Genomic DNA, 25,050 nt, shown 5'->3' with positions numbered 1-25,050 from the left:
ACGGTGCAAGGTCGCCTTTTCTGTTTTGAATGCTTTAAAGCAGATCGTACTGTTTGAGTTTCTTGCGCAAGGTGCCTCGGTTCAGGCCCAGCAGCTCGGAGGCTTTCGTCTGGTTGCCCTTCACGTAGTTCATAACGCTTTCAAGAAGTGGCGCCTCGACCTCCGACAACACCAGGTTGTAGACGTCAGTGACGGATGCGCCTTCGAGGTGGGCGAAATAATTGTGCAGCGCCTTCTCGACACTTCCGCGCAGGGTCTGACCCTCTTCGCTCGGCGTGTTGAGGTGCTGTTTCAAATTGACATTGTCGCTCACGGGTGTTGTTCCACTCACTAAAGTCTCGGTCATCAACGTCATGCGGCCACCTCTTTATCATTCTGGTTATCCGGGCCCTTGCAGCCTTTGCTGAAGAACTCCCGAACGTTGGCGCACTGTGCATCTGTATCGTCCAAACGATTGAAACGGGCGCGGAACTCTCTGGCGCCCGGCAGGGTTGCGAGATACCAGCCGACGTGTTTGCGCGCAATGCGCACACCCATCACGTCTCCATAGAACGCGTGAAGCGCTGCCAGATGCTCAAGCAGAATGCGTTCCACTTCACTCAACTGCAGGGCCGGAAGTGTTTCTCCGGTGAGCAGATAGTGTTCTATCTCGCGAAAAATCCAGGGACGCCCCTGAGCGGCCCTGCCAATCAACAACCCGTCTGCGCCGGTGGCCTGAAGCACGCGCCGGGCCTTTTCCGGTGAATCGATGTCGCCATTGGCGAAGACCGGGATCGACACCGCCTGCTTGATCGCGGCGATGGTGTCGTATTCGGCTTCGCCGGTGTAAAGGTCGGCACGGGTTCGCCCATGTACCGCCAGCGCCTGAATACCTGCCTGCTCGGCAATTTTCGCCACTGTCAGGCCATTGCGGTTGTCGCGATCCCAGCCGGTGCGGATCTTCAGCGTTACCGGCACATCCACCGCAGCCACGACGGCCTGCAGGATGTCATTGACCAGTTGCTCGTCTTTCAGCAGCGCCGAACCCGCCGCCTTGTTGCAGACCTTCTTGGCCGGGCAACCCATGTTGATGTCGATGATCTGGGCGCCCAGTTCGACATTGGCACGCGCTGCGTTTGCCAGCATCTGCGGATCACCTCCGGCGATCTGCACCGAGCGTGGCTCGGGATCACCTTCGTGGATCATGCGCAGACGCGATTTGCGGCTGTTCCACAGGCTCATGTCACTGGTGACCATTTCCGACACCACCAGACCGGCGCCGAGTTGTCGGCACAGCTGACGGAAAGGCTGGTCGGTGACGCCCGCCATCGGGGCGAGAATCAAGCCGTTATGCACTGTATATGGGCCGATGCGTACTGCCGACATAGCCTTACCTGTAGTGGAGGCCAAATCATCCGCAGGCCGTGTAAAAAACCGTTTCACCCGGTCTGCAACGGCCTGTCCAGCCAGCCGTCTGCGCCACTCCCGAATCGAACCGAGAGTTTGAAAAAGGGTTGGCATGATACCCGCTCTCGATGACTGGATAAAGGCTGAATTGGATAAAATCTGAACAGTTCTTTTGCAGGCATCCGCCGCGCATTTTCGGTGCATCCAGAGGAAAAACTTCGGCGATCGTGCAGGCTTCCGGTGAGCAGAGCGCCTTTTTCAGTTTAGACGCTGTGTGTCTCTTCGGCGTAAAGCGCTCATTCGGGAGAGCGGAAGTTCAGGCTGTAATTCACCGCTTTGGCGCCAGGATCAAGGATGTCCAGCGCAATATGGATTGGCGTCTGCGGTGGCATCTCCTCTTTGCCGGCCATTTCACCGCTCAGGTATTCGCTGGGCTTGAACCGACGACTGGCAATCAACTGACCGCCGGTATCGGAAAAACGCAGCTCGAGCAGGGGAAAGGGCTGTGAAAACGGCGCACGGTTATAGATGATCGCGTCAACCACCAGAGCGCCTTGGAATTCAGGGTGGCTGCGTACGATGAGGTTGCTGCTCTTGAGCTGTGAGATATCGACTTTCGACGGCACCTTGCAGCCGATCTGCGGGCAGATCTGCTGAAACCATGGTCGATACTGATCCTGGCGCGCGAGTTGGTCAAAGTGATACCAGACGTACTGCCCAGCCAGCCCAGCCAGCGCCAGCACTACCAGCAAGCCCCAGGCCAGACGGCGGCCCCAGCGGGGTTTGGGACGCTGCCAATCCAGCTGCAGCGGGTCATCGCTGAGGTCCAGAAGTGTCTGATCGCGAACCGCAGGCTCGTTGCGTCCGCGTTTGCTGCGCGGGTCCGGCTCTGGCTCGTGGTCGTCGTCATGGGGGGCATCGTCTTCGTCGTCATCCACAGCAGACCAGCGTTCAGCTTTCTCGGCCGGCGGTGTTTTGCGCGAGATGATGACCGGCATGTCTGGCTCGTCGTCGTCCAGGTCCTTGTCGAGGCTCAGGGATGGCTCGGTACGGTCCCGGTCAGCAGGCGACAGAGGGGCCGCATCTTCGGTCGAATCGGTATCGGGGATGACTTCGGCGTGCAGCTCTGGCAGATGTTCGACGTCGTCGTTGTGCAGTGTGTCAACCCAGGCCGCTTCTTCGGTCTGATGGGTATCGCGCTTCGCGCTCAGGTTCACCGGCTCATCGTCGACCTTGCTGATCGACCGTCCAAAGGTGTCGGGGCGGCGTGTTTCTCGCCGTTCGAGGCGCGCCAGCTCTTCGTCCAGGTTCAGGTTGTCGAGGTCCATTTCGCTGACCTGCCAGGGGTCGTCTTCCTCGACCGCTTTTCCCGGTTCGGGCGCACGTTCCGGAATCGGCACTGGCTCGTGCTCCGGAAGGGGCTCTGGGCGAGGTTGCTCGAGCACGACCGGCACGCTGGCCGGTGGCGCTTTTTCGGAGTCATCGATAGCACGCTGTTCCAGCAACTGCCGGGCGGCGTTGAAAACCTGCAGGCAGGCTCCGCAACGCACTACGCCCCGGGCCACGCTCAGTTGAGCGTGACTGACTCTGAAACTGGTCTGGCAGTGCGGGCACTGGGTGACAAAACTGTCGGTCATGCGGCTGTCCGGTTGAAGCGGCGGTTAACGGCGGCGTCCCGTGATGCGTACCCAGCCATCTCGGTTTGCGATCGGGTCCAGATCAAAGCTGTCAGCATAGGCCGCAGCGACTTCTTCACCTTGTTCGGCGAGGATGCCTGACAAAGCCAGGCGACCACCGGTCCTGATCAGCGTTGCCAGTTGTGGTGCGAGAGAAACCAGCGGGCCAGCCAGAATGTTGGCGACCAGCACATCAGCCTGCTGAGGCGGCAGGTCTTCGGGCAGGTACAGCGGGAAACGCTCGGCAGCGATGTTGTTACGTCCGGCATTGTCGCGAGAGGCTTCCAGCGCCTGAACATCAATGTCGGTGCCGACGGCCTGCTCGGCGCCCAGCAGCAGCGCAGCGATGGCCAGAATGCCCGAGCCGCAGCCGAAATCCAGTACGTGGCAGCCCTGGAGGTCCTGGCCGTCCAGCCATTCGAGGCAGAGGGCAGTGGTTGGGTGCGTGCCGGTGCCGAATGCCAGGCCCGGGTCGAGCAGCAGGTTCACGGCATCCGGTTGTGGCGCAGCGTGCCAGCTTGGCACGATCCACAGGCGCTGGCCGAAACACATGGGCTGGAAATTATCCATCCAGCTGCGTTCCCAGTCCTGATCTTCGATGACTTCGGCGCTGTGTTCAGGCAATTCTTCCCCGGTCAGCAGGCTCAGGTGCGCCAGCGCCAGTTGCGCGTTGGTGTCGGCCTCGAACAGGGCGAGCAGGTGAGTGTGCGTCCACAGCGGCGTGGTGTTGAGTTCCGGCTCGAAAATCGGCTGGTCTTCGGCGTCCATGAAGGTCACGGACACGGCGCCGACTTCAAGAAGCGCATCTTCGTAGGTTTCGGCTTGTTCTGGGCTGATGGCGAGGCGGACTTGCAGCCAAGGCATGGCGGATTACCTTCGATCTGAATATGAGTGCGGCTGACAGGGCCGATATGGCCGCAGGAAGCGGGCAAGTTTACTGCTATGCGCTGCAAACAACAAAGCCGCATCTCTGCGGCTTTGTCGTTTTGAAACACACTGGCTTATTGATTGGCCAGTTTGTGCTCCAGGTAGTGGATGTTGACGCCGCCTTCGCAGAAGCCTTCATCGCGAGTCAGATCACGGTGCAACGGGATATTGGTCTTGATCCCGTCAACCACGATTTCGTCCAGGGCGTTGCGCATGCGTGCCATGGCTTCTTCGCGGGTCGCGCCCCAGGTGATCACTTTGCCGATCAACGAGTCGTAGTTGGATGGCACTTTGTAACCGCTGTACAGGTGCGAGTCGACCCGTACGCCATTGCCGCCTGGGGCATGGAAATGCTTGACCAGACCAGGGCTCGGCACGAAGGTTTTCGGGTCTTCGGCGTTGATCCGGCATTCCAGCGCATGGCCCTTGATGACGACGTCATCCTGGGTATACGACAGTTTGTTGCCGGCGGCGATGCTGAGCATCTCCTTGACGATGTCGATGCCGGTGACCATTTCCGAAACCGGATGCTCCACCTGAACGCGGGTGTTCATTTCGATGAAGTAGAAGCGGCCGTTCTCGTAGAGGAACTCGAAAGTGCCAGCGCCACGGTAGCCGATATCGACACATGCCTTGACGCAGGCGGCGAGTACGTCCGCACGTGCCTGTTCATCGATGAACGGTGCCGGTGCTTCTTCCAGAACCTTCTGGTGACGGCGCTGCAGCGAGCAGTCGCGGTCGCCCAGATGAATCGCCTGGCCCTGGCCGTCGGAAATGACCTGGACTTCCACGTGGCGCGGGTTGGTCAGGTATTTTTCCAGGTAGACCATCGGGTTGCTGAACCAGGCAGCCGCTTCGGCGCGGGTCTGGGCAGCGGCTTCGATCAGGTCTTCCTCGCGATGAACCACACGCATGCCGCGACCACCACCGCCACCGGCGGCCTTGATGATCACCGGGTAGCCTACTTCGCGACCGATGCGCAGAGCGATTTCTTCGTCTTCCGGCAGCGGGCCGTCGGAACCCGGAACGGTCGGTACGTTGGCCAGCTTCATGGCGTCCTTGGCAGAAACCTTGTCGCCCATCAGGCGGATGGTTTCTGCTTTGGGGCCGATGAAGGCAAAACCAGATTTTTCGACCTGTTCGGCGAAATCGGCGTTTTCTGCAAGGAAACCGTAGCCAGGGTGGATCGCCGTGGCGCCGGTAACTTCAGCGGCCGAGATAATCGCCGGAATGTTCAGGTAGGACAGATTGGCCGGTGCCGGGCCGATGCAGACTGTTTCGTCCGCCAGGCCCAGGTGCATCAACTCGCGATCTGCCGTTGAGTGTACAGCGACGGTCTTGATGCCCAGTTCTTTACAGGCACGCAAGATGCGCAAGGCAATTTCGCCGCGGTTGGCGATCAGAACTTTTTCCAACATCGCAGGCTCTCCCCGGGTCAAACGATTGTGAACAGCGGCTGGTCGAACTCAACCGGCTGACCGTTTTCTACCAGGATGGATTCGATTACGCCGCTGGCTTCTGCGGTGATGTGGTTCATCATTTTCATCGCTTCGACGATGCAGATGGTGTCGCCTTTCTTCACGGTCTGGCCGACTTTGACATAGGCAGGCGAAGTAGGCGCCGGGGTCAGGTAGAAGGTACCGACCATAGGCGACTTGACCACAAAACCGTTCAGTTTCGGAGCCGATGGGGCTTCTGCAGCAGCCGGCGCTGCGGCGGCAGCAGGTGCTGGTGCAGCGACTGGCGCGGCAACCGGGGCAGGTGCGTAGTAAGGCTGCGCCGGAGTCTTGCTGTGGCGGCTGATCCGCACGGATTCTTCGCCTTCACGAATTTCTAATTCGTCGATGCCGGACTCTTCCAGCAATTCGATCAGTTTCTTGACTTTGCGAATATCCATTAATCAACTCCCAAGGTTCTGTTAGGGCTTTTGGCGACCGGTTCAAGTCATGCGGCACAGCCTGAGGCTGTACTCGTCATGGCCTGGCGCTAACGGCCAATTGTTCCAGGGCGGCTTCCAGAGCCAAGCGGTATCCGCTGGCGCCAAGGCCGCAGATCACTCCTACAGCGACGTCTGAAAAGTAGGAGTGATGGCGGAAAGGTTCGCGTTTGTGCACGTTTGATAAATGCACTTCGATGAATGGGATGCTCACTCCCATCAGCGCGTCACGTATTGCAACGCTTGTGTGCGTAAAAGCGGCCGGATTGATCAAAATGAAGTCCACACCTTCGTCGCGGGCGGCGTGAATGCGGTCGATCAGTTCGTATTCGGCATTGCTTTGCAGGTACATCAGATGGTGACCGGCATCGCGAGCGCGCTGCTCCAGGTCCTGGTTGATCTGGGACAGGGTGACGGTGCCATAGACCCCGGGTTCCCGAGTGCCCAGCAGGTTCAGGTTGGGCCCGTGAAGGACCAGGATAGTCGCCATCGCGTGTTCCTTTTATTGTCTGCGAGCTGTTTACGCCCGGCGACTATGCCGGAAGGGCAATGGACTGTCCAGTTAACAACAGTAGCCAGCACGATGAGCGATATTCGCGCAAAGTTTGTGACTGGCCTTTTAGTTTTGGTCATTTGCGCTGTTGAGGCGCCCTATCAGCCCTGCAGCGTCGATTTCGCCGACGATCCGAACGGAGGAGAGTTCTTCGCCGTTTTTAGCGAAAAACAGCAAGGCCGGCGGGCCGAACAATTTGTAGCGGTCGAGCAGTGCGCGCTGCTCTGAGGTGCTGTCGGTCATGTCGAAACGTATCAGGCTGTACCCCGCCAACTTGGCGACGACGTCAGGATCCGGCAGAACTTCGTGTTCGATGACCTTGCAACTGATGCACCAGTCGGCGTACCAGTCGAGCAGCAGCGGCTTGCCTGCGCTTTGCGCTTCCTGCATGACGCGGTCCAGTTCGGCTGAAGTGGTTACCGTCTGCCACTGAGATGAGGTCGAGGCAACTGCGCTGTTGTTTGTGGTGGCGTACTCGCGGCCCAATGGGCGCATGGGGTCAGTCTGCCCGGAAAGCGCGCCATACCAGCAGGCGAGCGCGTAGACCAGTAGCGCCAGACCGAGCAATTGAGCCAGTTTTTGCTGCGTGGTCTTTTCAGTGCGCTCCAGTGCGCCGAGAAACAGGGCAACGCCTGCCGACAGCAGACCAACCAGCAGCAGGGTGATTTGCCCCGGCAGCACGCGACTCAGCAGGCCGATCGCCAGACCGAGCAGCAGCACGCCGATCGCATTCTTCACCGTCACCAGCCAAGGGCCGCTTTTCGGCAGCCATGTGGCTCCACCCGTCGCGATCAACAGCAGTGGCGCACCCATCCCGAGCCCCAGTGCAAACAGTTTCAGCCCGCCACCAATGGCATCGCCGCTGGCGCTGATGTACAGCAGAGCGCCGGCCAGCGGGGCCGATACGCATGGCGAAACCAGCAGGCTGGAGACCACGCCCAGTACGGCTGCGCCCCATAATGAACCGCCTTCAGTCTTGCCGGCGATGCGGTCCAGGCGTGAGCTGATCGACTGTGGCAGGCGCAGCTCGAAAGCCCCGAACATTGCCACGGCAAAAATCACGAAAAACGCTGCAAACGGCACCAGCACCCAAGCCGATTGCAGACGCGCCTGCAGATTCAGGCTTGCGCCGAATACGCCCATCAGCGCGCCAAGCAGTGCAAAACAGGCTGCCATTGGCAACACGTAGGCCAGCGACAGGCTGAGGCCGCGCAACCCGCCGACCTGGCCGCGCAGCACCACGCCTGACAGAATCGGCAGCATCGGCAGTACGCAAGGGGTAAAGGTCAGGCCTACGCCTGCGAGGAAAAACAGCGCGAGTTCTTTCCAGCTCCAGGTGTTGGCTGGAGCGGGGCTGGAGACTGCCCCGGCCGGGCTTGCAGCCACATCACCGATACTCAGGCGTTCGGTTTCCGGCGGGTAACACAGGCCCTTGTCGGCGCAGCCCTGATACGTCACCGCCAGTGTGAAGGGACGCTGTTCGCCGGGTTTGCGTGGCAGATCGATGTCGAGAATGCCGTGGTAGACCTCGACATCGCCAAAGTATTCATCGTGCTTCTGTTCACCTTTGGGCAGTTGTGCTTCGCCCAGACCAATGTCGGCCGGTTCGGTGCGGAACTGGAAGCGATGGCGATACAGGTAGTAGCCGTCGGTGGCGACCAGCCTCAGCTTGATCGATTCCGGTGTGGTTTCGATCAGGCTCAGCTGAAAGGCCTGACGCACAGGCAGGAAGTCCTTGCTGTTGTCCAGCGAGCCACCGCCCAGCGTTGACGACGGGCGACTGTCCAGCAGACCCGCTGCGGAAACAGGCGGGGCCAGGATCAATAACATCAGGCATAACAAGCGACGCATGGCAGTCTCGAGTCTCGAAAGTATGCGCATGATAACGGAGTGCCCAGCAACCTGCCGAGCGCAGGTTGTAAGGTGCAGTGTCGGGGGTAAACGGACAGGCTATTTGCTGCCCGAGGAAAAACTGCCACCAGCGTCCTGTTCGTAGAATTCCGGGATTTTGTTTTTATACGTGTCAAGCCAGCGTTGCAGGCTCAGGTCGCGCTCCGCCGCCGTGGCAGCCTGCGGTTTAGGTGATGCAGCCTTGCCGCTGGCCTGCAGTTGCAGCCAGGTTTCAGTCTGTTTTTGCTCGGTAAGTGGGCGCGCGTCGTCGTTGGCCAGCGTGTTGCTTGCGCTCAGCAGCATGGCAATGCTGACAATCAGGCTTCTCATGGTTGTACTCCTGTTGGCTGGCGAACATGCTGCTCAGGCAGCGCTGGGTCTGGGCCGGCTGAGGCCAGCGGTGGGCGCAGGTTCTTTTTCAGTTTTTCGGCGCGGGCCTGTGCATCGGTGATCTGCGCGGGTGTCAGCCCTGATCTGGATGCCAGCTCGGCGGCTTGGGTCCAGTTGTTCTGGTAGATCAGAAGGGTGGCGAGGTTGACCGCTGCCAGCGGGTCGGACTGTTTAAGCTCCATCGCGGTCAGGAACTGAAAGCGCGCCTGCTCCAGTTGCAACTGATTGAGGTACACCACACCCAGATCATTGCGGATCTTTTCGTCGGTTGGCTGCAGTTTGCTGGCTTTGAGCAAGTGCTGCTGAGCCGACACGTTGTCGCCTCGGGCTGCCGCCAGTTGCCCCAATCCATGTTCAGCTTGCGCGGCCCGGCAAGTACCCAGCAGGCTGCGATACAGCGGCTCTGCTTCATTGCTGCCCAGCAGCCTTAATACGCGAGCCTTGCGCAGACGCACCTCGCCGAGGCTGTCCGGCAACCCTTCCAGGTTGGCCAGGCTGGCGTGCAGGCGCCCTTCGTCGGCCATGTTCTGCGCCAGATTCAGGGCGAATTCCTGATCGGAGGTGAGCTTGGGGCACACGCTGGCTTGTTGTGGCGATGCCTGTGCCCACAGTGCCCGACCGTCGCTGGCACAGCCGCTCAGCGCGAGGATGCCGATAACCGCAATGGCTGCTTTCAAACCTTTTACTCCTTGTAGTGGCGACGCAGCTTACATACCGCCCAATGCGCGGCTGATAGCGATAAACCCCGGACCGGCCAGCACAATCAGCAAGGCGGGGAACAGAAACACCATCATGACCATCGACATTTTGGCTGACAGCTTGGAAATGTATTCCTGCAAACGGGTCAGGCGTCGATCATCGATCAGTTGCTTGAGCGTCAGCAGCGATTTCAGGGCGCCGCCGCCCTGATGAATCAGTTGATTGAGGATGATGCAGGTGTCGCTCAGTTCATCGACGTCCAGCAGCGCTGCCATTTTGCGCAGCTCCTCTCCAAGCTCCAGCCCGGAATCTACCCGTGCCAGGACCACGCGGATTTCTTCGGACAGCACCGGCAGCAGGTCCTTGCCCTCGTTGCTCAGCACCCGCAATGCCTGTTCGACGGCCATGCCTGACTCGAACAGGATGCGCAGCAGGGGAATGAACGTGGAAATCTCAACCACTATCTGCTTCTGCCTGCGTTTGGCGACCGCCGCGAGAGCCCGCTTGGGCAGCAGATACCCGGCGCCCAGCGCAAAAACCGGCGCTATCAATGGCTGCTCGATATTTTTGAAAAACAGCAACTGGCCCAGTGCGACGACGCACATCAGACCGATGGGCACGCCAATCTGGCAGGCGGCGAACAGCGAACGTTTTCTCGCGCGTCGCCAGCCGATACGGTTGAGTAATAACTGGGTTTCCGAGTCAAGGCTGATACTGCGCTGGCCAATGCGCGTGTCGCCCAGCAGCCGCAAAAGGCTGCCGATACGGCTCTCACGCACCACTTTGCCTCGCAGGCGTTGCGCCACCAGACGCTCGTTGCGACGTCGCCGGGCCAGGCCGGACAACAGAAGAAAGGCTGCAGCGGCGAGCATCAAGGCACTGAACAACAGCTCCATTCAAATGCTCCTCAGCATGCGCCACAACATCAGACAGCCCAGTAGTTGGAGGGCAAACGCCATGCTCAGCAGAATTCGTCCACTGCCGTCGTTCCACATGTGCATCAGATATGCCGGGTTCACGGCCATGAAGTAGCCCGCCATTCCTACTGGAAGCAAGCCCAGCACCAGTGCCGTCATGCGCGTTTCTCCGGTCATGGCGCGTAGCTGGCGACTGGCCTGTTCACGGTCGCGAATCAGCCGGATCAGGTTCTCCATCAGCTCGCTGGCATTGCCCCCATACCGATGGTTGACCCGCAGCCCGAGCGCGAACAGGTGAAATTCGTCGCTTTCGTACAGTTCAGCGAAATCCCTCGCAGCATCCGGCAGGCTGACCCCCAATTGCACGTTGCGCTCGATGCGGCTCATGCCCTCCTTGAGTGGCTGGTTTGCCGCTGTGATACCAAAAAGCACCGCATCAGCGAGGGTCCTGCCTGATTTCAGACTGCGGACGCTATGGTCAAGCAATTGCGGCAGTTGCTCGATCATGCGCCGCACGCGTACGCGCGATCGCCAGGACACGAACAGACGCAGGCCCAGAGGAACACCGACCAGCGCACAGCCCGCGCCAATGCCGTCGGCCATCGCGTAGCCGATCAGAATCAGCAGCGCATAAAGCGTCAATGCCAGGCCCATGCGTTCGGTCGGCAGGCCCAGCCCCGCGCGGATAAAGGCCCGGTCTAGTCTGGCCCAGCCGGGCTTCTCGACCACAGGCTCGATCTGCCCGGCGGTCAGGCGTCTGCGGACCCGTTCCTTGGCATCCTGATTGAGCGCCAGATAGAACATACGGACAGAGGCGATCAGCAGCAGGAGGGAAATCACACCCAATACCAACGATGCTGTCACGAGGCCTCCTTTGGCGAGCTCAGTAGCCCGGCCGCAGCTTGTCACCGGCGGCGTGGGCGGCTTCGCGCATGAAACTGACCCCCGTCCGGCGATCCAGGCGAAACAGCGTATTGGTGACATAGATGTCATCACGCACGCCGACTACTTCCACCACCTCGCTGACACAGCGTCGACCATCTGGCAGCCGGGTCAACTGGATGATCACGTCCAGCGCCGCGCAAACCATTTGCCGGAGGGTCTTTTCCGGGATCAATCGTCCGGTCAGGCCAACCAGGGTTTCCAGACGCAGCAGGGCATCCTGAGCATTGTTGGCGTGAACCGTGCTCATCGAACCGTCGTGGCCGGTGTTCATTGCGGTCAGTACATCCAGCACTTCGACACCGCGGATTTCGCCGAGGATGATGCGGTCCGGGCGCATCCGCAGCGAGTTGCGAATCAGGTCGCTGGCACGCACTTCGCCATGCCCTTCGGCATTCGGCGGGCGTGTTTCCAGGCGCACCACGTGCGGGTGGCTGAGTTGCAGTTCGGCCACGTCTTCGATAGTTACCAGCCGCTGATGGCTGTCGATCAGCTGGCTCAGCACGTTGAGCATGGTGGTCTTGCCGGTGCCGGTGCCGCCGCTGACCAGAATGTTGCAGCGCTTGCCGACGGCTTCCTGGAAGAATTCGAAGATCGGTTGGTCGATGGTCTGCATGGCCACCAGATCAGCGCTTTTGAGCATGTCCTTGCGAAACTTCCGGATCGACAAACAAGGACCGTCCAGCGCGATAGGCGGGATGATAGCGTTGACCCGGCTGCCATCCGGCAGGCGGGCGTCGACCATCGGCGATGATTCGTCCAGCCGCCGCCCGAGGGGCGCGAGGATGCGCTGCATGACGCGCTCGACATGATGCGAATCCATGAAGCGCAGGTCCGTGTGGTGCAACACGCCGTCACGTTCGACGAACACCTTACTCGGCCCGTTGACCAGTATTTCCGTAACCGAACTGTCGCGCAGCAGCACTTCCAGCGGGCCGAAACCGGTCAGTTCGTCGACCAGCTCTTCAGCCAGCCGCTCCATTTCATAGCGAGAGATGGCCAGCCGCAGACGGGCGACATACTCGGCAACCTTGTCGATGACAAACTGCGCAAGCGCCGGACGCGAACCTTCAAGCAGGTTTTTGCCGCTTTCTTCGATGCCGTCGATGATGTAGCGGTGCAGTACCAGTTTCAGGCCTTGTCCGCCATCGTCCTGGCCTGAAGAGCGAGAGGACACGCCAAACAGTTTTTCCGCCATTATCTGCTCCTCCATAGCCGCGCGAGCCAGCCTTGACCGATTTGTACCTGGACGTCGGAATGACGCGCCAAGTGTTCGCCGAGGCGCCGCAACCCGGAACACAGGGCGTCGCGCGACGCCAGTTCGAATAGGGTAACGCCCTGATTCTTGGCGTTGAGGCGCAGCTCGGGGGCGAGCGGCAGTACGGCCAGCACCGGCAGGCCGAAGGTTTTGGCTACGGTTTCCGAGTTGGGCGCGACCGAGCGCTGATAGCGATCGACCAACAGGCCGGCATGCTGCATTTTCATGCCTTTTTCGCGCCAGTTGTTGAGCACCGTAAGGTTGCGCCGACAACCCAGCACGCTCTGGTCGGCGTACCACAGCAACTGGTCGCAATGGCTGACCAGCGAGCGCAGCGCCTCGCTGTCCGGCTGGCCCACCAGGTTCACCACCACATGCTGAAAATGCTGGCGCAGTGCGCTGAGCAGCATATAAAGCTCTGCGGCGCTGGATTGCTCCAGGTGATCGTCGGCTTCGCTGTAGGCCAGAATCCGCAGGCCGCTTTCGCTGGTGGTGAACGCACTGTCGATCAGGGTGGCATCTAGCCTGCGTAAGTGGCGCAGGGCGTCGCCGAAGCTGAATGTCGACTCGAGACCCAGCATTTGCAGGCTGTCGCCGCGCGGCAAACCGAGGTCCAGCAGCAGCGTGCGTTGCCCGGTCTTGTGTACCACCATCGCCAGGTGCGTCGCGATCAAGGCCCCATCGTCGTCACTTTGTGCGCCATACAGCACTGACAGGCCGCTCATGTTCGGGTTGGGTGTGACGGCGGGCAGCCGCTTGCTCAGGCGTCGGACCAGCCCGGCGACCTCGCTGGACCGCGAGCCATAGGCCACGAAGTCGCGAGCGCCGGCGCGCATGGCGTTGAGCACCAATTGGTTGTCCATGCCGTCGCCCAGCGCAACGATTGCGAGCATCGGCTTGGCTTCCAGTGCGCTCTCGATAAGCGCGCTCTGAGTCATCAGGTGTTCGCGGTCCAGGCCGACGAACACCACACTGGCAAAGGTGACGTCCACCAATGCCAGCAGGTCGTCGAGGCTGCCGGTTCCTGCGCTGACCACCTGACCCAGCGAGCCCAGTGCGCTTTGCAGCCACTCCAGATCGGTATTATTGCGGGTGATCGCCAGAAACGTCTGGCTCAGGCTCTGGCTCATTGGGACAACCCGTCGCGGCGATCAAAGTCGCCGTTTTCCAGAAAGTACAGGCGCGGGAAGCTTGGGTCGTAATTACGCAGGCTTTCACCGGGCAGCGAAGGCAGGCGAGCGTCGACAGCCAGCGGCTGCACAAGATGCGGGGTGACAATCATCAGCAGTTCGCGCTCATCGCGCTGGATTTGCGAACTGCGAAAAAACGCGCCGAGAATCGGGATATCGCCCAGCCCGGGAAACTTGTCGACCGAGCCACTGTTGCTGGAGCTGATCAGCCCGCTGACCACGAAACTTTCGCCATCGGCCAGCGCAATACTGGTGTCGGTACGGCGGATATTGAGCGCCGGTACGGTGGTCCCGGAAATGGTGATGCCGGCGGAAAAGTCCAGTTCACTGACTTCCGGGGCGACCTTGAGCAGAATCCGGTCGCGTCCCACGACGGTCGGTGTCAGGGTCAGGCGCACGCCGAACTCCTTGTACTCGATGGAAATGCCGTTGCCCTCGCCATTGGGGACCGGCACCGGGAACTCGCCACCGGCCAGGAAGCTGGCGCTCTGACCATTGAGCGCGACCAGGCTGGGGCGCGCCAGCGTGTAGGCATAGCCGCTGTTTTCCATGGCGTTGAGCATGCCCAGCACCTTGCTGCTGCCGCCTCCCCAGACGATATTGAAATTGCTGTTATTCAACGGAATGCTCGGCCGCGTACCACTTACCGTGCCGGGGGTGACGTTGACACCGGGAACCGTGCCGGGCGCGCCGAACAGAAAATTGTTCGAACCCTTGCCGAAGATCGAGGTGCTGGCTTCCTTGAGTTTGGTGCGGCTGACTTCGATGAAGCGGATATCGGTCTGCACCTGGCTGGGTAAATTAGCGTCCGTGGACGGTGCGGCGAGGGTTTCGACCATCGATGCCGAGGCTCTGCCACGCACAAAGACCATGCTCTGACGAGGAGCGCTGGAACAGGCGGTCCACACCATCAGACTGGTCGTGCCCTGTGCAACGCCGGTCAGCAGAAAGCCGTCACTGTTGCTGACGTGTACGTCGGCGATTTTCGGATCACCCACCGCAATGCGCGTGATCGCCACAGGAGACTGCACGTTCTGTTGAATGCCCTGGTCGATTTCAATGGCGGCCGGCATCGCTGCAAGCCCGTTGCAGCTGCCTGATGCAGCCCAGGCCGAGGGCGCCGACAGGGCGATAATCAGCACACCCAGAAATCCGGGCTTTATAACGGGCACGGAACAACAGCTCATTAAATGCAATCCTTGCTCAATCAGGGAGTTTGTTGCGTGATCTGGTTGCCGCGTATGACCTCGACGGCGCGGGGCGCGCGCGTTACGGCGCCAGACGCAGGCGTACCGGGCGTGCTCAGGCTCAATTGCCTGAAGCCGACCAATTGTCGGTTGGCGGAGTCCAGCCGCTCGGCCACGTCGCTGCTGCCGGGCTCGGCAGCCCAGTAGTTCTGCAGATTGCCTTCGTCGGCACTGCGCACTGCAAGGCGCAGGACGCCGGTTTGCGAGGCGAGCATCAGGCGGCTCACCAACGCTTCCGGCACGGCGACGGTCACAGTTCGTGCGTTGGCGCGCAGTTGTTCCTGTCTCAGACGTTCGTCGGCGCTGATGTTCTGTGCCGGCTTGCCATCGTGGTCGGTGCCAAGCAGCCCGCCGATGCCGAGGATTCGCAACGCAGGTACCACCACTTGGCTGGAGCGATTTGGGTTGAGCGTTTCCTCAGGCAGATACAGCAGCACATCCACGTAGTCGCCGGGGCTGAGTTGACCGGAAGCGCTGATCACTTCGTCCACCTGCAAGGCCAGCGCCCGCTCATGAGGGCGAATCATCCGTGCCAGAGTGCCTCCCGCGTCAAAGCTGCTTTCGCTGAGCCAGGTTCCGGCGTTCAGCGTGCGCCAACTGCTGCGTCCGACGAGACGCTCAACGCTGTCGAAACTGCCAGGCGGTGCGACCTTGAGCCGTTCGATCACCACGTCATCCGCCGTAATGGGTGTGTAAGCGGGGATGTCCCGAGCGACCACCACAACATTGTGACGCAGTGCATCTTCAACAGGCTGTGGCGCAGGGGCCTGTGGGGTTTGTTCGGCGGGTGAAGGTGCTGACTGAGTGACGGCAGCGGGCACTTCAGCTTGCCTGCTGACAACAATTCCCAGATACCCGGCGATCAATGCGCCCAGCAAAAACAGCACAGCGAGCACCATGGTGATACGACTGCTCATGGCAACTTTCCCTTTGTCATTGCAGGACACTCTTGAACCGGCGCATCAACTTTGTAACAGCAACGGTAAACGGAATACAGGCTTTTGTGTGACGGTAGCTCATTGTTTAAAAAGCGCCATAGTGCTTTGGTATAAAAGGTTTTTTTCTGATGGGAGGGCATCAGGAGTGCCTGTTTACGAGGTCATGTCAGGGTTATAACTTTCGGGTTAATGCTTTTTTGTAATTGTGGGTTTGGCGATTGCAGACAATGCTGGCGATGCAGACGTTTTCGCATGTGTCATGCATGTTCGCGCCTCGGAGGCGCAAGGAGAAACAAGATGTTCCTTACCAAGATGTATGTAGGTGCCTATACCCGAGTCAGGTTTTTTCTAAAAGACCGTGAGGCTGCTTCGGGTATTGAATACGCGTTAGTCGCGGCAATGGTTGCAGTGGCATTGATTGCTTTTGTTCCGGGTATCAGTTCAAAGGTCGGCGATATCTTTACGAAAATTGAAACTGCCTTGACGCCACCCAAGACATGACCTCTTCCAAGACAACATCCTCCACACCCGCCGGGGGGTAGTTTATGATCATGGTTCTGAGATCATTTTGTTGAGATAACCACATGGCTCTCCATCCCCCCCGCCAGCAGTTGCTTCTGGTTGACGACGAAGAGGACGCTAACGAAGAACTGGCAGAGCTGCTCGAAGGCGAGGGGTTCTGCTGTTTCACGGCGTCTTCGGTGAAGATGGCCCTGCATCAGTTGACCATTCATCCGGATATTGCGCTGGTGATCACCGACCTGCGGATGCCGGAGGAGAGCGGCATCCAGTTGATAAAGCACCTTCGCGACCACACCTCGCGGCAGCACTTGCCGGTTATCGTCACCTCTGGCCATGCCGACATGGACGACGTCAGCGACATGCTGCGTCTTCATGTGCTCGATCTGTTCCGCAAGCCCATCTACCACGTCCGGCTTCTGGAAACCCTCAACAACCTGTTTCCCGAAACGAAGATCTTTCAGGTTCAGTAACGACAGGCACCACGCACTACGCTGAAGAACGGACGCGATGGTGTTGTCCCTGACACCTCTCGTTCCTCACGCTTAGCGTGGGAACGCCTTTCGTGACGCTCTGCGTCACACCCGTCTGCGTCGGCTGGCCGTCTGAGTATGGCGCTCACTCCACCACGCTGAATTCAACGCGCGCGGTCTGGCCGCTTTCGTCCAGGACGCTCAGTTGGTAGCGACCCGGTTTGTTCAGCGTCGGTGTGAAATCTTGCCGGGTGTCGGTGTCCGCCATTGGCGTGCCGTCGATGAACCACCAGCGCCGACCGCTGCCGCCCAAGGCCGAGAGTTTCAGGCGCAAGGCCTGACGACTGGCGGCGGGCAGGCGCAGATTGTCGCCTTCGCGCACGCCGACGATGCTCAAAGGCGGGGCCATGTTCAGGTTCTGCGGCGGGCAGTGAGGGTCGGCCGGCGGCAATCGTGCTTCGCGACGTTCTGCTCTGGGCAGCCAGGGCTCCAGGGGTGCAGGCCACAGCGCGATGTCCTGTGGCTGGGCATTCGGGCAACCGGCTCCTACGCGTAACCCCTCGGCATTGACCCAGATACGTTCCTGCAAACCCAGCCCCAGCGGTTGGTCGGCTGCTTGCAGGGTTGGCGGCGTGGTGCCATCCAGTGTCCAGGCAAAGCGCTGGCGACGGCAATTCGGATCGCTTTTGCTCATCGGCTGACCCAGCGGCCAGCAGATCGCTGCCACACCAACATTCAACGGCACCGGCTGAACCGGCGCTGCGATCCCGCGCTGGCTGTCACGATTGACCAATACATCATGGACCTGAAGCATCAGCGGCGCTGCGGACGCCAGTCCAAACTGTCCCGGCACCGGCGTACCGTCCGGCCTGCCAATCCACACGCCCACCAGAAAGCGCGGCCCCACGCCAATCGCCCAAGCGTCACGGAAGCCGTAGCTGGTGCCGGTCTTCCAGGCCAGTTGCGGACGCTGTACTAACTCTGCACGCGGATCGATGTCCGGACGCGACTGGCCGCTGAGAATACGCCGGATGATCCACGCCGCCCCTGGCGACATCATGCGCCGCTCGCGTAGCCGGTCCTGTGGTTGCAGTCGAACGTCGGCACTCCTGCCTCCTCGGGCAAAGGCGCTGTACCCCGTCACCAGATCCTCCAGCCGGCTGCCTGCGCCTCCCAGAATCAGCGCCAGATTGGGCTCGGCCAGTGGTGGCAGGGTCAGCGGCACGCCGCCGTTGCGCAGCTCGGCGGCAAAGCGTTTCGGCCCATAGACTTCCAGTAATTGCACGGCAGGCAGATTGAGGGACATCGACAGCGCCGAACTGGCCGCCACCGGCCCGCCAAAGCCGGTGAAAAAGTTGCCAGGCCGGTAATCGCCATAGCGACGCGGCACGTCCTGCATCAATGATTCAGAGTGGATCAGCCCGGCGTCCATTGCCATGCCGTAGAGGAATGGCTTGAGCGTCGAGCCTGGCGAGCGCAGTGCGGTCACCATGTCTACATGCCCGAAGCGCCTTGCGTCGTTGATGTCCACCGAGCCCACATAAGCGCGCACTGCCATGTTTTCTGCCTCGACCACCAGAATCGCCGCCGAGGTACGCTCCGGCAGCCGGGCCCGCCAGCCCATCAGCAAGTCTTCCATGCGCCGCTGCAATGTGGCATCCAGTGTGGTGCGGATCAGCGGCGGGCTGGCTGGTCTATTCAAACGGCGGGCCAGCAAGGGGGCGAGGCTGGGTTCCTGCCGCGGCGCCAGCCACAGCGGCTCTTCCAGCGCCTCGTCCACACTGTTTTGCGGCCATACCTTGAATTCGGCCAGGCGTCTGAGAACCTTGTCGCGCGCCAATTGTGCGCGCTGCGGGTGACGGTCCGGGCGCAAGCGGCTCGGCGCCTGCGGCAGCACCGCCAACAGTGCAGCCTCAGCGCGGGTCAGGTTCTGCGGCGACTTGCCCAGATACGCCCAACTGGCGGCAGCCACACCTTGCAGCGTGCCGCCGAACGGCGCCCGGTTCAGGTACAGGTCAAGGATCTGATCCTTGGATAAATGCCACTCAAGCTGCACCGTGCGCCATAACTGGCGAAGCTTGCCGGGCAGGGTACGTGAATGCGGATCAAGCAAGCGGGCAACCTGCATCGACAGCGTGCTGCCCCCTGAAACAACCCGGGCCCCACTGAGGTTTTGCCAGCTGGCACGCCCCAGCGCCAGCGGGTTCACGCCGGGGTGGCGGTAGAACCAGCGGTCTTCGTAGGTCAGCAGCGCTTCCAGGTAATACGGCGAAACCTGTTCATGAGTGACCGGATAGCGCCAGACGCCGCTGGCATCGGCAAAGCGCCACAGCGGCGTGCCGTCTTCAGCCAGCACGACCCGCGCCAGATCATCCTTGGGTAGCGGCAGTGGCCACACGCGATCAGCCAGCCAGAGCAGCGCGATCAGCAGCAAAGTACCGCCTGCCAGCCATTTGAGTTTTTGCATGAGGCGCAGAAGAAATTCAGGTTTCAACACAAAGAGCCTTTATGATCCACGGAACCTGACACGCCTGGCGACGGCCAAAGCGAGCAGATCATCTTCTTCACGACCCCAATCAGGACGCACATATGCAGGTAGAAGGCTTTTTTGAATGGCTCGGACAAGCCATCGGCGCGGTGATTCGCTTCTTTATCGATGGCCTGGCGTGGCTGTTCAACGGGTTTACCCATGCCGGCGGAAACTTTGTCGACGGTCTGTCGCGTACGCTGGGCATGGACACATCGCTGATCAGCATCGTTGCGCTGATCATTGGTCTGATGCTGCTGTATTCGGCCGTCAGGGCATTCATGCGTGCTTCGATCATCCTCGGGATCATTTGGCTGGCCCTGGGCCTGTGGTTGCTGAGCTGGATTATTCATTGATGGGTTGAGATTTCACCAGTGCGCTCCCTCTGCGGGAGCGAACGTGTTCGCGAATGCTCTATTGCCAACGGTACATCTTCAGCAGAGATGTACCTGCCCTTTCGCGAACACGCGAAGCCTCGCCCGGTTCGCTCCCTCAGTTACACATTCGGATAAATAAATTAGCGATCATTTCCCCTTCACTACCATCTGCGCAGGCGTTTCACCCAGAGCCTGCCAGTTCGGGCGGTACATCGACTCCACTTGCGGCGGCGGTACGCGGTAAGTGCCGGGCGTGACGGCCCGTGCCAGGTAGAGCAGATGCACGCTGCTGCTGCCGTCGATATCCAGCGCGGCCACGTAGCGATCGCCGTGGTATTCCTGATGCTTGATTCCGGCGTTTTCCATCGAAGCCCGGATGGTCTTCACCTCTTCGCTGGCGTCTTCCAGGCTGGCCGAGCTTTGCGCCAGGTTCTGGTTTTCCAGTTCCAGGCCTGCCGGCAGCAAGTCCACTACCAAGGCATCTGGCACACGCTGCTTTGCACCGATCTCCAGATGCACCAGCACCAGTTGCCCGGTTTTCAACGCGCCGACATTCAGCGGCGCGCCGCTCAGGTTTAGGTATTCTCGACGAATGCTCAGGTTCTCACCGCCGGACGCAGGTGCCTGGGCCGGATAGCCCGAGACCGTCAGCTGCTGATAGAGCGGCTCGCGGGCCTGGTTGTGAACCGACAGGGGCGAGGCCAGCAGAGCGCCATCCAGCTTGAGGCCTGGCTGCTTGTTGCTCAGTTCGCGGGTTTCGGTGCCGCTGGCGATACTTGCGGTCCAGTCCTGCTCCGGTTTGCTCAGCAGGTTACGACCTGCGAGGAACAGCGAGTTGCTTTCCTGAGTGGACAGGTAGCGGTTGGCCGCGACTTCATCGGCCAGGGCAAACAGACGCTCTTCGCGCTTGTCCTTGGCAAGGTCGTTCTCTTCCAGCAATGCAAGAATCAGCGCCTGATCGCGTAGCGAACTGCCATAGTCGGCCAGCCACTCGTTCTTGCGACCAACCGCCAGACCTGCAGTCAGGGCCAGATCGGCACGCGGCTTGTCGCCCATCTTCTCCAGCGCAACGGCCAGCTGCACCAGCGGCAGACCTGAGCGCGCATCGCTGCGGCGGTCGAACAGGCTGCGCAGCGCCGCCAGCGGTGCCTGTTGACTGCGCGACAGCACCAGACCGGCATACGCCTGGACCGCAAAGCGCGTATGTTCGGCGTTCTGGCTGTAATTGACCTGAATCTGCCCTGCATCCTGCAAATAGCGCAGCAGGCGTTCGTTAGCTTTTTTCAGCGCATCCGGCGGCACGGCAAAGCCCTGATCGCGGGCGCGCAGCAAGAAGTCCGTGACGTAGGCAGTCAGCCAGTACTCTTCTTCGCTGTCCGAGCCCCACAGCCCAAAGCTGCCGTTATAGCGCTGCATGCCCAGCAGGCGCTCGATACCGATCTCGACTTTGCGCTTGCGCTCGGCCTCCGGCTCGCCAGTCAGGCCCAGACGCTTGAGGGTTGCAGCGTCGGCATACAACGAAGGGTATAGGCCGCTGGCGGTCTGTTCCAGGCAACCGTATGGATAGGCTTTCAGTGCCCGGATCTGTTCGCCAAGGTTCAGCGGCGGACGGCTTGACAGCGACAGCAGCGCTTCACGTCCGGCAGGCTCGAAGGCCTCCAGCGCGCCTTCAGGCAGGCTCCAGGGCTGATCATTGAGAGTGGCACGGTAATGTTTGAGCATCGCCGGGTAGGCAGAACGCACGCCGACGGTCCATTCGCGGGTAAAGGCCGGCAGGTTTTCGCCCGGCAGATCGAGGCCTTCTACCTGCACCTTGATTTTGCCCTGACCCAGGCCGCCTTGCGCCAGCACTGGCACTTTCAGGGTGATGCGCTGGCCCTGTTTGAGCTGCAAGGGCTTGCTCTGATCACCCTCAGGGATGCTCAACTGGCCTTCGGCACTGATTTTTACGTCCAGTTTCTGCGCTTTGCCCGACAGGTTCGAAATATCCAGCGCAACGCTGGTCTGGTCGCCACCAGCCAGAAAGCGTGGCGTCGACAGTTCGGCGATGATCGGCGCAGCTACCACAGTTTTCGCTTCGGCCATGCCGTAACGGTCGTCGGTCCAGGCCTGAGCCATGATGCGCAGCTCACCGTTGAAGTCCGGTATATCGACGCTGGCTTCACCTTCGCCCGCCTCGTTCAATGTCACCGGCGCACTTTGCAGCGCGACGATGGTGACACTGGTATCCGGGCGTTTACCGCCCTTGGCCAGCGCATCGCCGCCAAACGCCATGCTGGCAAGACGACCCTGGCCCGCTTCGATCAACTGGCCATAGATATCCAGTTGGTCAGCACCGTACTGCTTGCGCCCGAACAGGCTGGCAAACGGATCGGGCGTTGCATAGCGGGTGATGTTGAGAATGCCGACATCCACTGCCGAAACCAGTACTCGTACCTCTTTGGGCACGCTGCCGTCAGCGTTTTTGGCGACAACCTTGAGCTTGAGCGGCTGTTTGGGACGCATCTTCTCGGGCGCGGTGACACTCAGCGCCAGTTTGCGCTGCGCGCGGTCCAGCGGCAGATGCAGCACGCCCACAGCACGCTTCGGCGTGACGTTGGCCTTGCGCTCGCCGGGACGAATCACCAGTGCGGTGACATACAGGTCATGACGCGTCCATTGCTTGTCCAGCGGGATTTCATACGACTTGCCTTCCGCAGGTACGTCGATTTCCTTCCACCACAGCGGGCCTTCGCTGGACTCGATCAACAGATAGCCCTTGCCCGCGGCCGGAGGCGTAACCGTCACTTTGGCGGTATCGCCATCGTTGTAGGCCGGTTTATCTAGCGCCAGCTTGACCTGATCCGGCCTGACCGCGCCGCCGTCGGTGTTGTCCTGCCAGCGATAGCCTGCCCAGAAGCGCAGGCTGCTGACCATGCCGGTGGACGGGTCTTCCACTTCTACGCGGTATGGACCCCATTCGACCGGGAAGCTGATTTTGGCGCTGGAATCCTTGGCAGCAGTAAGGGTTTCCTCATTCAGATTGAGGAATTTCTCGTTGAAATGGTAACTCCAGCCATCATCGGCCGAGTAGTTCCAGTAGTAGTCGCGGCGTTCACGTATCAGCCTGACCTTGACGTTATCAGCGGCCAGCTTGTTGCCCGCAGCGTCAGCCATCACGATTTCGAACTCGGCCGGGCCATCGCCATTGGTCTGGGCTTCGCCCTTTCCGGCTTCGTCGTCGTAATCGTCGTCGCCAGTGCTGCTGCCGAATAGCGCACGTACGCCGGGTAGATGCTCGGCGGGCCAGATCGGCTGCACCAGACGGCGGGTAATCGGACGACCGCCGGACTCCTGCAGGCTGGCCTGCAGAATCAGTTGCAGCGGAGACCGGGCCTGTGCCCATTGGCTCTGCACGGAGAGCGTCGCGTGACCTTCGGCATCCAGTGTGACGGGTTCAAGCTCCAGGTCGTGCTTGAGGTCTGCTTCGGTGATCGAGCCGAACTGATAGCCTGGCAGTTTGCCCACCGCTTCGCGCAATGGACGGACGTAAACCTGGCCTGTCAGGGTGTTGCCTGAGGCCGGCGCGCCGTACAGGTAGCGCCCGGTGACGTCGAATTGAGGATTTTCAGCTGGCGCGACTGGCTCGTCGCTGCCTTTGAGTTCCAGCGCCAGACGCTCTGGAAGAAAGTCTTCGACCTTGAACTCGTAGAGCTGAGGCTTGCCATCACCGAGGTCGAACACCAGCTGCCAGCGTCCGGTCGGTGCCTCCTCGGCAAGCTGCAATTGATATTGGTAGAAACCATTGCTGTCGGCTTCCCAGACAAACTTGCGGCTCACCTGATCGTCAGGACGGCGAACTTCGACGGTGATCGGTTGTGGTTTGACGTTTTTGCCATCGCCGTCGCGCAGCAGGCCGTTGAGCAGCACGGTTTCGCCGGGGCGATAGAGGTCTCGCGGTCCGAAAATGAAGAATTGCAGCGGATGTGCCTGCGGGCCGGAGATGTCGAACTCGGCCAGGTCCAGCGCCGAGCTGTTCAGGCGCAGCATGCTGGTCTGTTCATCCTTGTGCGCCAGCACCACCGCAGCCCTGGCAGGCAGCGGCAGTTGCGCATGGCCATCGCTGTCGGTCTTGCCCTGAGCGACGACCTTGCCACTGTCGTCATACACATCGACGTTGATATCGCCCAAGGCCTTGCCGCCCTCAAGCGCCTGAGTGAACACATCCAGGCGATTGCTGTAACGATGCACCGACAGACCGATATCGCTGAGGGTAAGCAGAGTGGCCGGTTGCGAGTAGCTGTACGTGCCCGAGGCGCGCATCACCGCCAGGTAGACGCCTGGTTGTTGCAGGGCCTTGATACCGGCAATCGGCAGCAGTACGGTTTCGCGGGTATTGCGCGCGGGCTTAAGGTCGAAACGGCCGCTATAGACCAGATCGGCCATGGGCAGCAGTTCTTCCGAACTGTAGCTGGACAGGCTCGACGCGCCGTCCCATTGGGCAAGGAAGTTCGGCATCGAGTCGGGTTTGACCCGGAAGAACTCGACATCCACTTTGTCGACGTTCAAGGCGATGACCGGCAGACCTTCGGCCAGTCGGGTCGGCAACAGGCTGCCACGGCTGGCAAAGCCGACGGTGGCTTGCAGGTCGCGGGTTTCCAGACGGCTGATGTATTCGTTTGCCAGTCCGGCCTTGTTGACTGCTTGCAGGCCTGCATCGACGGTCAGCACCAGCTTGCGCTGCGGCTCCAGATGGCGCAGACGCAGCTCCATGAGGTTGTCCGACAGCTCCCAGGCGCCATCGACCTTGCCGCTCTTGCTGTCCACCAGATGAAGTTTTTCAGCGAACTTCTGTTCCGGGTCCAGCGGCACGGAAAAGCTCACCGACAGCGCGCTGGCGCCGTCCAGCTGTATTTCCGATACGTCGATCACAGTCAGCTCACGACCCGCGTAGCGCTTGCTGAGCGCAGCGAGGTCGACAGCGGGTTTGGGCTTTGTATCGGTGATCGCTGCCTGTGTCGCAGGCGCCCCGGCGGCGGACGGTTTGTCCGTGCTGGAAGAATCACAGGCACTCAGCAGCGCGAGCGCGCAGGCCAGAAACAATCCTTTGTTTAACATGGGGCACTCGTCGGCAGCGGTGGAGAGTAGGCGACTATATAACAGTCGTGATGACAAGTATTACTGTCAGATTCAGCAGTCTGTGCCCGGACGCATTTGCGCAGAGCG

Annotated in this window: 21 protein-coding genes; 3 read left to right on the top strand and 18 right to left on the bottom strand. The window is 60.6% G+C overall.

Going from position 1 to position 25,050, the window contains the following annotated elements; translation table 11 throughout:
• Window positions 1-34 precede the first annotated feature (34 nt).
• The 16 genes from fis to cpaB form a co-directional block, all read right to left on the bottom strand.
• The gene (fis, locus tag I9H09_RS21005; RefSeq protein WP_005888657.1) at window positions 35-355 is read right to left on the bottom strand and encodes a DNA-binding transcriptional regulator Fis; all 321 of its coding nucleotides are present in this window, start codon (window positions 353-355) and stop codon (window positions 35-37) included.
• The gene (gene dusB / locus I9H09_RS21000) at window positions 352-1,365 is read right to left on the bottom strand and encodes a tRNA dihydrouridine synthase DusB (RefSeq protein ID WP_055003156.1); all 1,014 of its coding nucleotides are present in this window, start codon (window positions 1,363-1,365) and stop codon (window positions 352-354) included. Before dusB ends, fis begins: the two co-directional genes overlap by 4 nt.
• A 317-nt stretch (window positions 1,366-1,682) precedes the next feature.
• On the bottom strand, window positions 1,683-3,023 hold the full coding sequence (locus I9H09_RS20995) for a DUF3426 domain-containing protein (protein WP_122347494.1): 1,341 nt from the start codon (window positions 3,021-3,023) through the stop codon (window positions 1,683-1,685).
• Window positions 3,024-3,047: 24 nt separating this feature from the next.
• On the bottom strand, window positions 3,048-3,926 hold the full coding sequence (gene prmA, locus I9H09_RS20990) for a 50S ribosomal protein L11 methyltransferase (protein WP_024670345.1): 879 nt from the start codon (window positions 3,924-3,926) through the stop codon (window positions 3,048-3,050).
• A gap of 137 nt (window positions 3,927-4,063) precedes the next feature.
• Entirely contained in the window at window positions 4,064-5,407 is a 1,344-nt protein-coding gene (gene accC, locus I9H09_RS20985; protein WP_005888662.1) for an acetyl-CoA carboxylase biotin carboxylase subunit, read from the bottom strand.
• 17 nt (window positions 5,408-5,424) lie between these two features.
• Window positions 5,425-5,886 carry an acetyl-CoA carboxylase biotin carboxyl carrier protein gene (gene accB, locus I9H09_RS20980; protein WP_024670344.1) on the bottom strand — a complete coding sequence of 154 codons (462 nt, stop codon included), beginning with the start codon at window positions 5,884-5,886 and terminating at the stop codon, window positions 5,425-5,427.
• Window positions 5,887-5,962: 76 nt separating this feature from the next.
• Complete coding sequence (aroQ, locus tag I9H09_RS20975) at window positions 5,963-6,415, bottom strand: type II 3-dehydroquinate dehydratase (protein ID WP_122347493.1); 453 nt, start codon at window positions 6,413-6,415, stop codon at window positions 5,963-5,965.
• A gap of 129 nt (window positions 6,416-6,544) precedes the next feature.
• The gene (locus I9H09_RS20970) at window positions 6,545-8,329 is read right to left on the bottom strand and encodes a protein-disulfide reductase DsbD (protein ID WP_268935261.1); all 1,785 of its coding nucleotides are present in this window, start codon (window positions 8,327-8,329) and stop codon (window positions 6,545-6,547) included.
• 99 nt (window positions 8,330-8,428) lie between these two features.
• Complete coding sequence (locus I9H09_RS20965) at window positions 8,429-8,698, bottom strand: DUF3613 domain-containing protein (RefSeq protein ID WP_005888667.1); 270 nt, start codon at window positions 8,696-8,698, stop codon at window positions 8,429-8,431.
• The gene (locus I9H09_RS20960) at window positions 8,695-9,435 is read right to left on the bottom strand and encodes a tetratricopeptide repeat protein (RefSeq protein ID WP_122347491.1); all 741 of its coding nucleotides are present in this window, start codon (window positions 9,433-9,435) and stop codon (window positions 8,695-8,697) included. The genes I9H09_RS20965 and I9H09_RS20960 overlap by 4 nt, the downstream gene beginning before the upstream one ends.
• 30 nt (window positions 9,436-9,465) lie before the next feature.
• Complete coding sequence (locus tag I9H09_RS20955; RefSeq protein ID WP_122311342.1) at window positions 9,466-10,353, bottom strand: type II secretion system F family protein; 888 nt, start codon at window positions 10,351-10,353, stop codon at window positions 9,466-9,468.
• Complete coding sequence (locus I9H09_RS20950) at window positions 10,354-11,238, bottom strand: type II secretion system F family protein (RefSeq protein ID WP_053931571.1); 885 nt, start codon at window positions 11,236-11,238, stop codon at window positions 10,354-10,356.
• A 19-nt stretch (window positions 11,239-11,257) separates the two neighbouring features.
• Window positions 11,258-12,514 (bottom strand): TadA family conjugal transfer-associated ATPase, encoded by a 1,257-nt coding sequence (locus I9H09_RS20945; RefSeq protein ID WP_005888680.1) that lies wholly within the window; start codon window positions 12,512-12,514, stop codon window positions 11,258-11,260.
• Complete coding sequence (locus tag I9H09_RS20940) at window positions 12,514-13,704, bottom strand: CpaE/TadZ family protein (protein WP_122347490.1); 1,191 nt, start codon at window positions 13,702-13,704, stop codon at window positions 12,514-12,516. Before I9H09_RS20940 ends, I9H09_RS20945 begins: the two co-directional genes overlap by 1 nt.
• Window positions 13,701-14,951: a type II and III secretion system protein family protein gene (locus I9H09_RS20935; protein ID WP_024670337.1), complete on the bottom strand. Its 1,251-nt coding sequence runs from the start codon at window positions 14,949-14,951 to the stop codon at window positions 13,701-13,703. The genes I9H09_RS20940 and I9H09_RS20935 overlap by 4 nt, the downstream gene beginning before the upstream one ends.
• A gap of 20 nt (window positions 14,952-14,971) precedes the next feature.
• A complete protein-coding gene (gene cpaB / locus I9H09_RS20930; protein ID WP_122347489.1) occupies window positions 14,972-15,928 on the bottom strand; it encodes a Flp pilus assembly protein CpaB in 957 nt (318 codons plus the stop codon).
• A 318-nt stretch (window positions 15,929-16,246) separates the two neighbouring features.
• On the opposite strand from cpaB, the gene I9H09_RS20925 reads away from it, so the two are divergent.
• Both I9H09_RS20925 and I9H09_RS20920 read left to right on the top strand, forming a co-directional pair.
• On the top strand, window positions 16,247-16,450 hold the full coding sequence (locus tag I9H09_RS20925; RefSeq protein WP_024670335.1) for a Flp family type IVb pilin: 204 nt from the start codon (window positions 16,247-16,249) through the stop codon (window positions 16,448-16,450).
• Between the two features lie 83 nt (window positions 16,451-16,533).
• Complete coding sequence (locus I9H09_RS20920) at window positions 16,534-16,941, top strand: response regulator (RefSeq protein ID WP_005888690.1); 408 nt, start codon at window positions 16,534-16,536, stop codon at window positions 16,939-16,941.
• Window positions 16,942-17,086: 145 nt separating this feature from the next.
• Here the strand turns inward: I9H09_RS20920 and pbpC are convergent, their stop codons facing one another.
• On the bottom strand, window positions 17,087-19,435 hold the full coding sequence (gene pbpC / locus I9H09_RS20915; RefSeq protein WP_122347488.1) for a peptidoglycan glycosyltransferase PbpC: 2,349 nt from the start codon (window positions 19,433-19,435) through the stop codon (window positions 17,087-17,089).
• A 95-nt stretch (window positions 19,436-19,530) separates the two neighbouring features.
• Here pbpC and I9H09_RS20910 point away from each other — a divergent pair, with 95 nt between their 5' ends.
• The gene (locus I9H09_RS20910) at window positions 19,531-19,824 is read left to right on the top strand and encodes a hypothetical protein (protein ID WP_005888694.1); all 294 of its coding nucleotides are present in this window, start codon (window positions 19,531-19,533) and stop codon (window positions 19,822-19,824) included.
• A gap of 168 nt (window positions 19,825-19,992) precedes the next feature.
• Here the strand turns inward: I9H09_RS20910 and I9H09_RS20905 are convergent, their stop codons facing one another.
• Window positions 19,993-24,942, bottom strand: a complete 4,950-nt coding sequence (locus I9H09_RS20905) for an alpha-2-macroglobulin family protein (protein WP_122347487.1) — start codon at window positions 24,940-24,942, stop codon at window positions 19,993-19,995.
• Window positions 24,943-25,050: the final 108 nt, after the last annotated feature.

The sequence above is a fragment of the Pseudomonas tremae genome, from assembly GCF_023278125.1.
In the GTDB taxonomy this organism is placed as follows: domain Bacteria; phylum Pseudomonadota; class Gammaproteobacteria; order Pseudomonadales; family Pseudomonadaceae; genus Aquipseudomonas; species Aquipseudomonas tremae.
The sequence above is the reverse complement of the archived record's forward strand: the minus strand, read 5'-3'. Positions and strand labels throughout refer to the sequence as shown.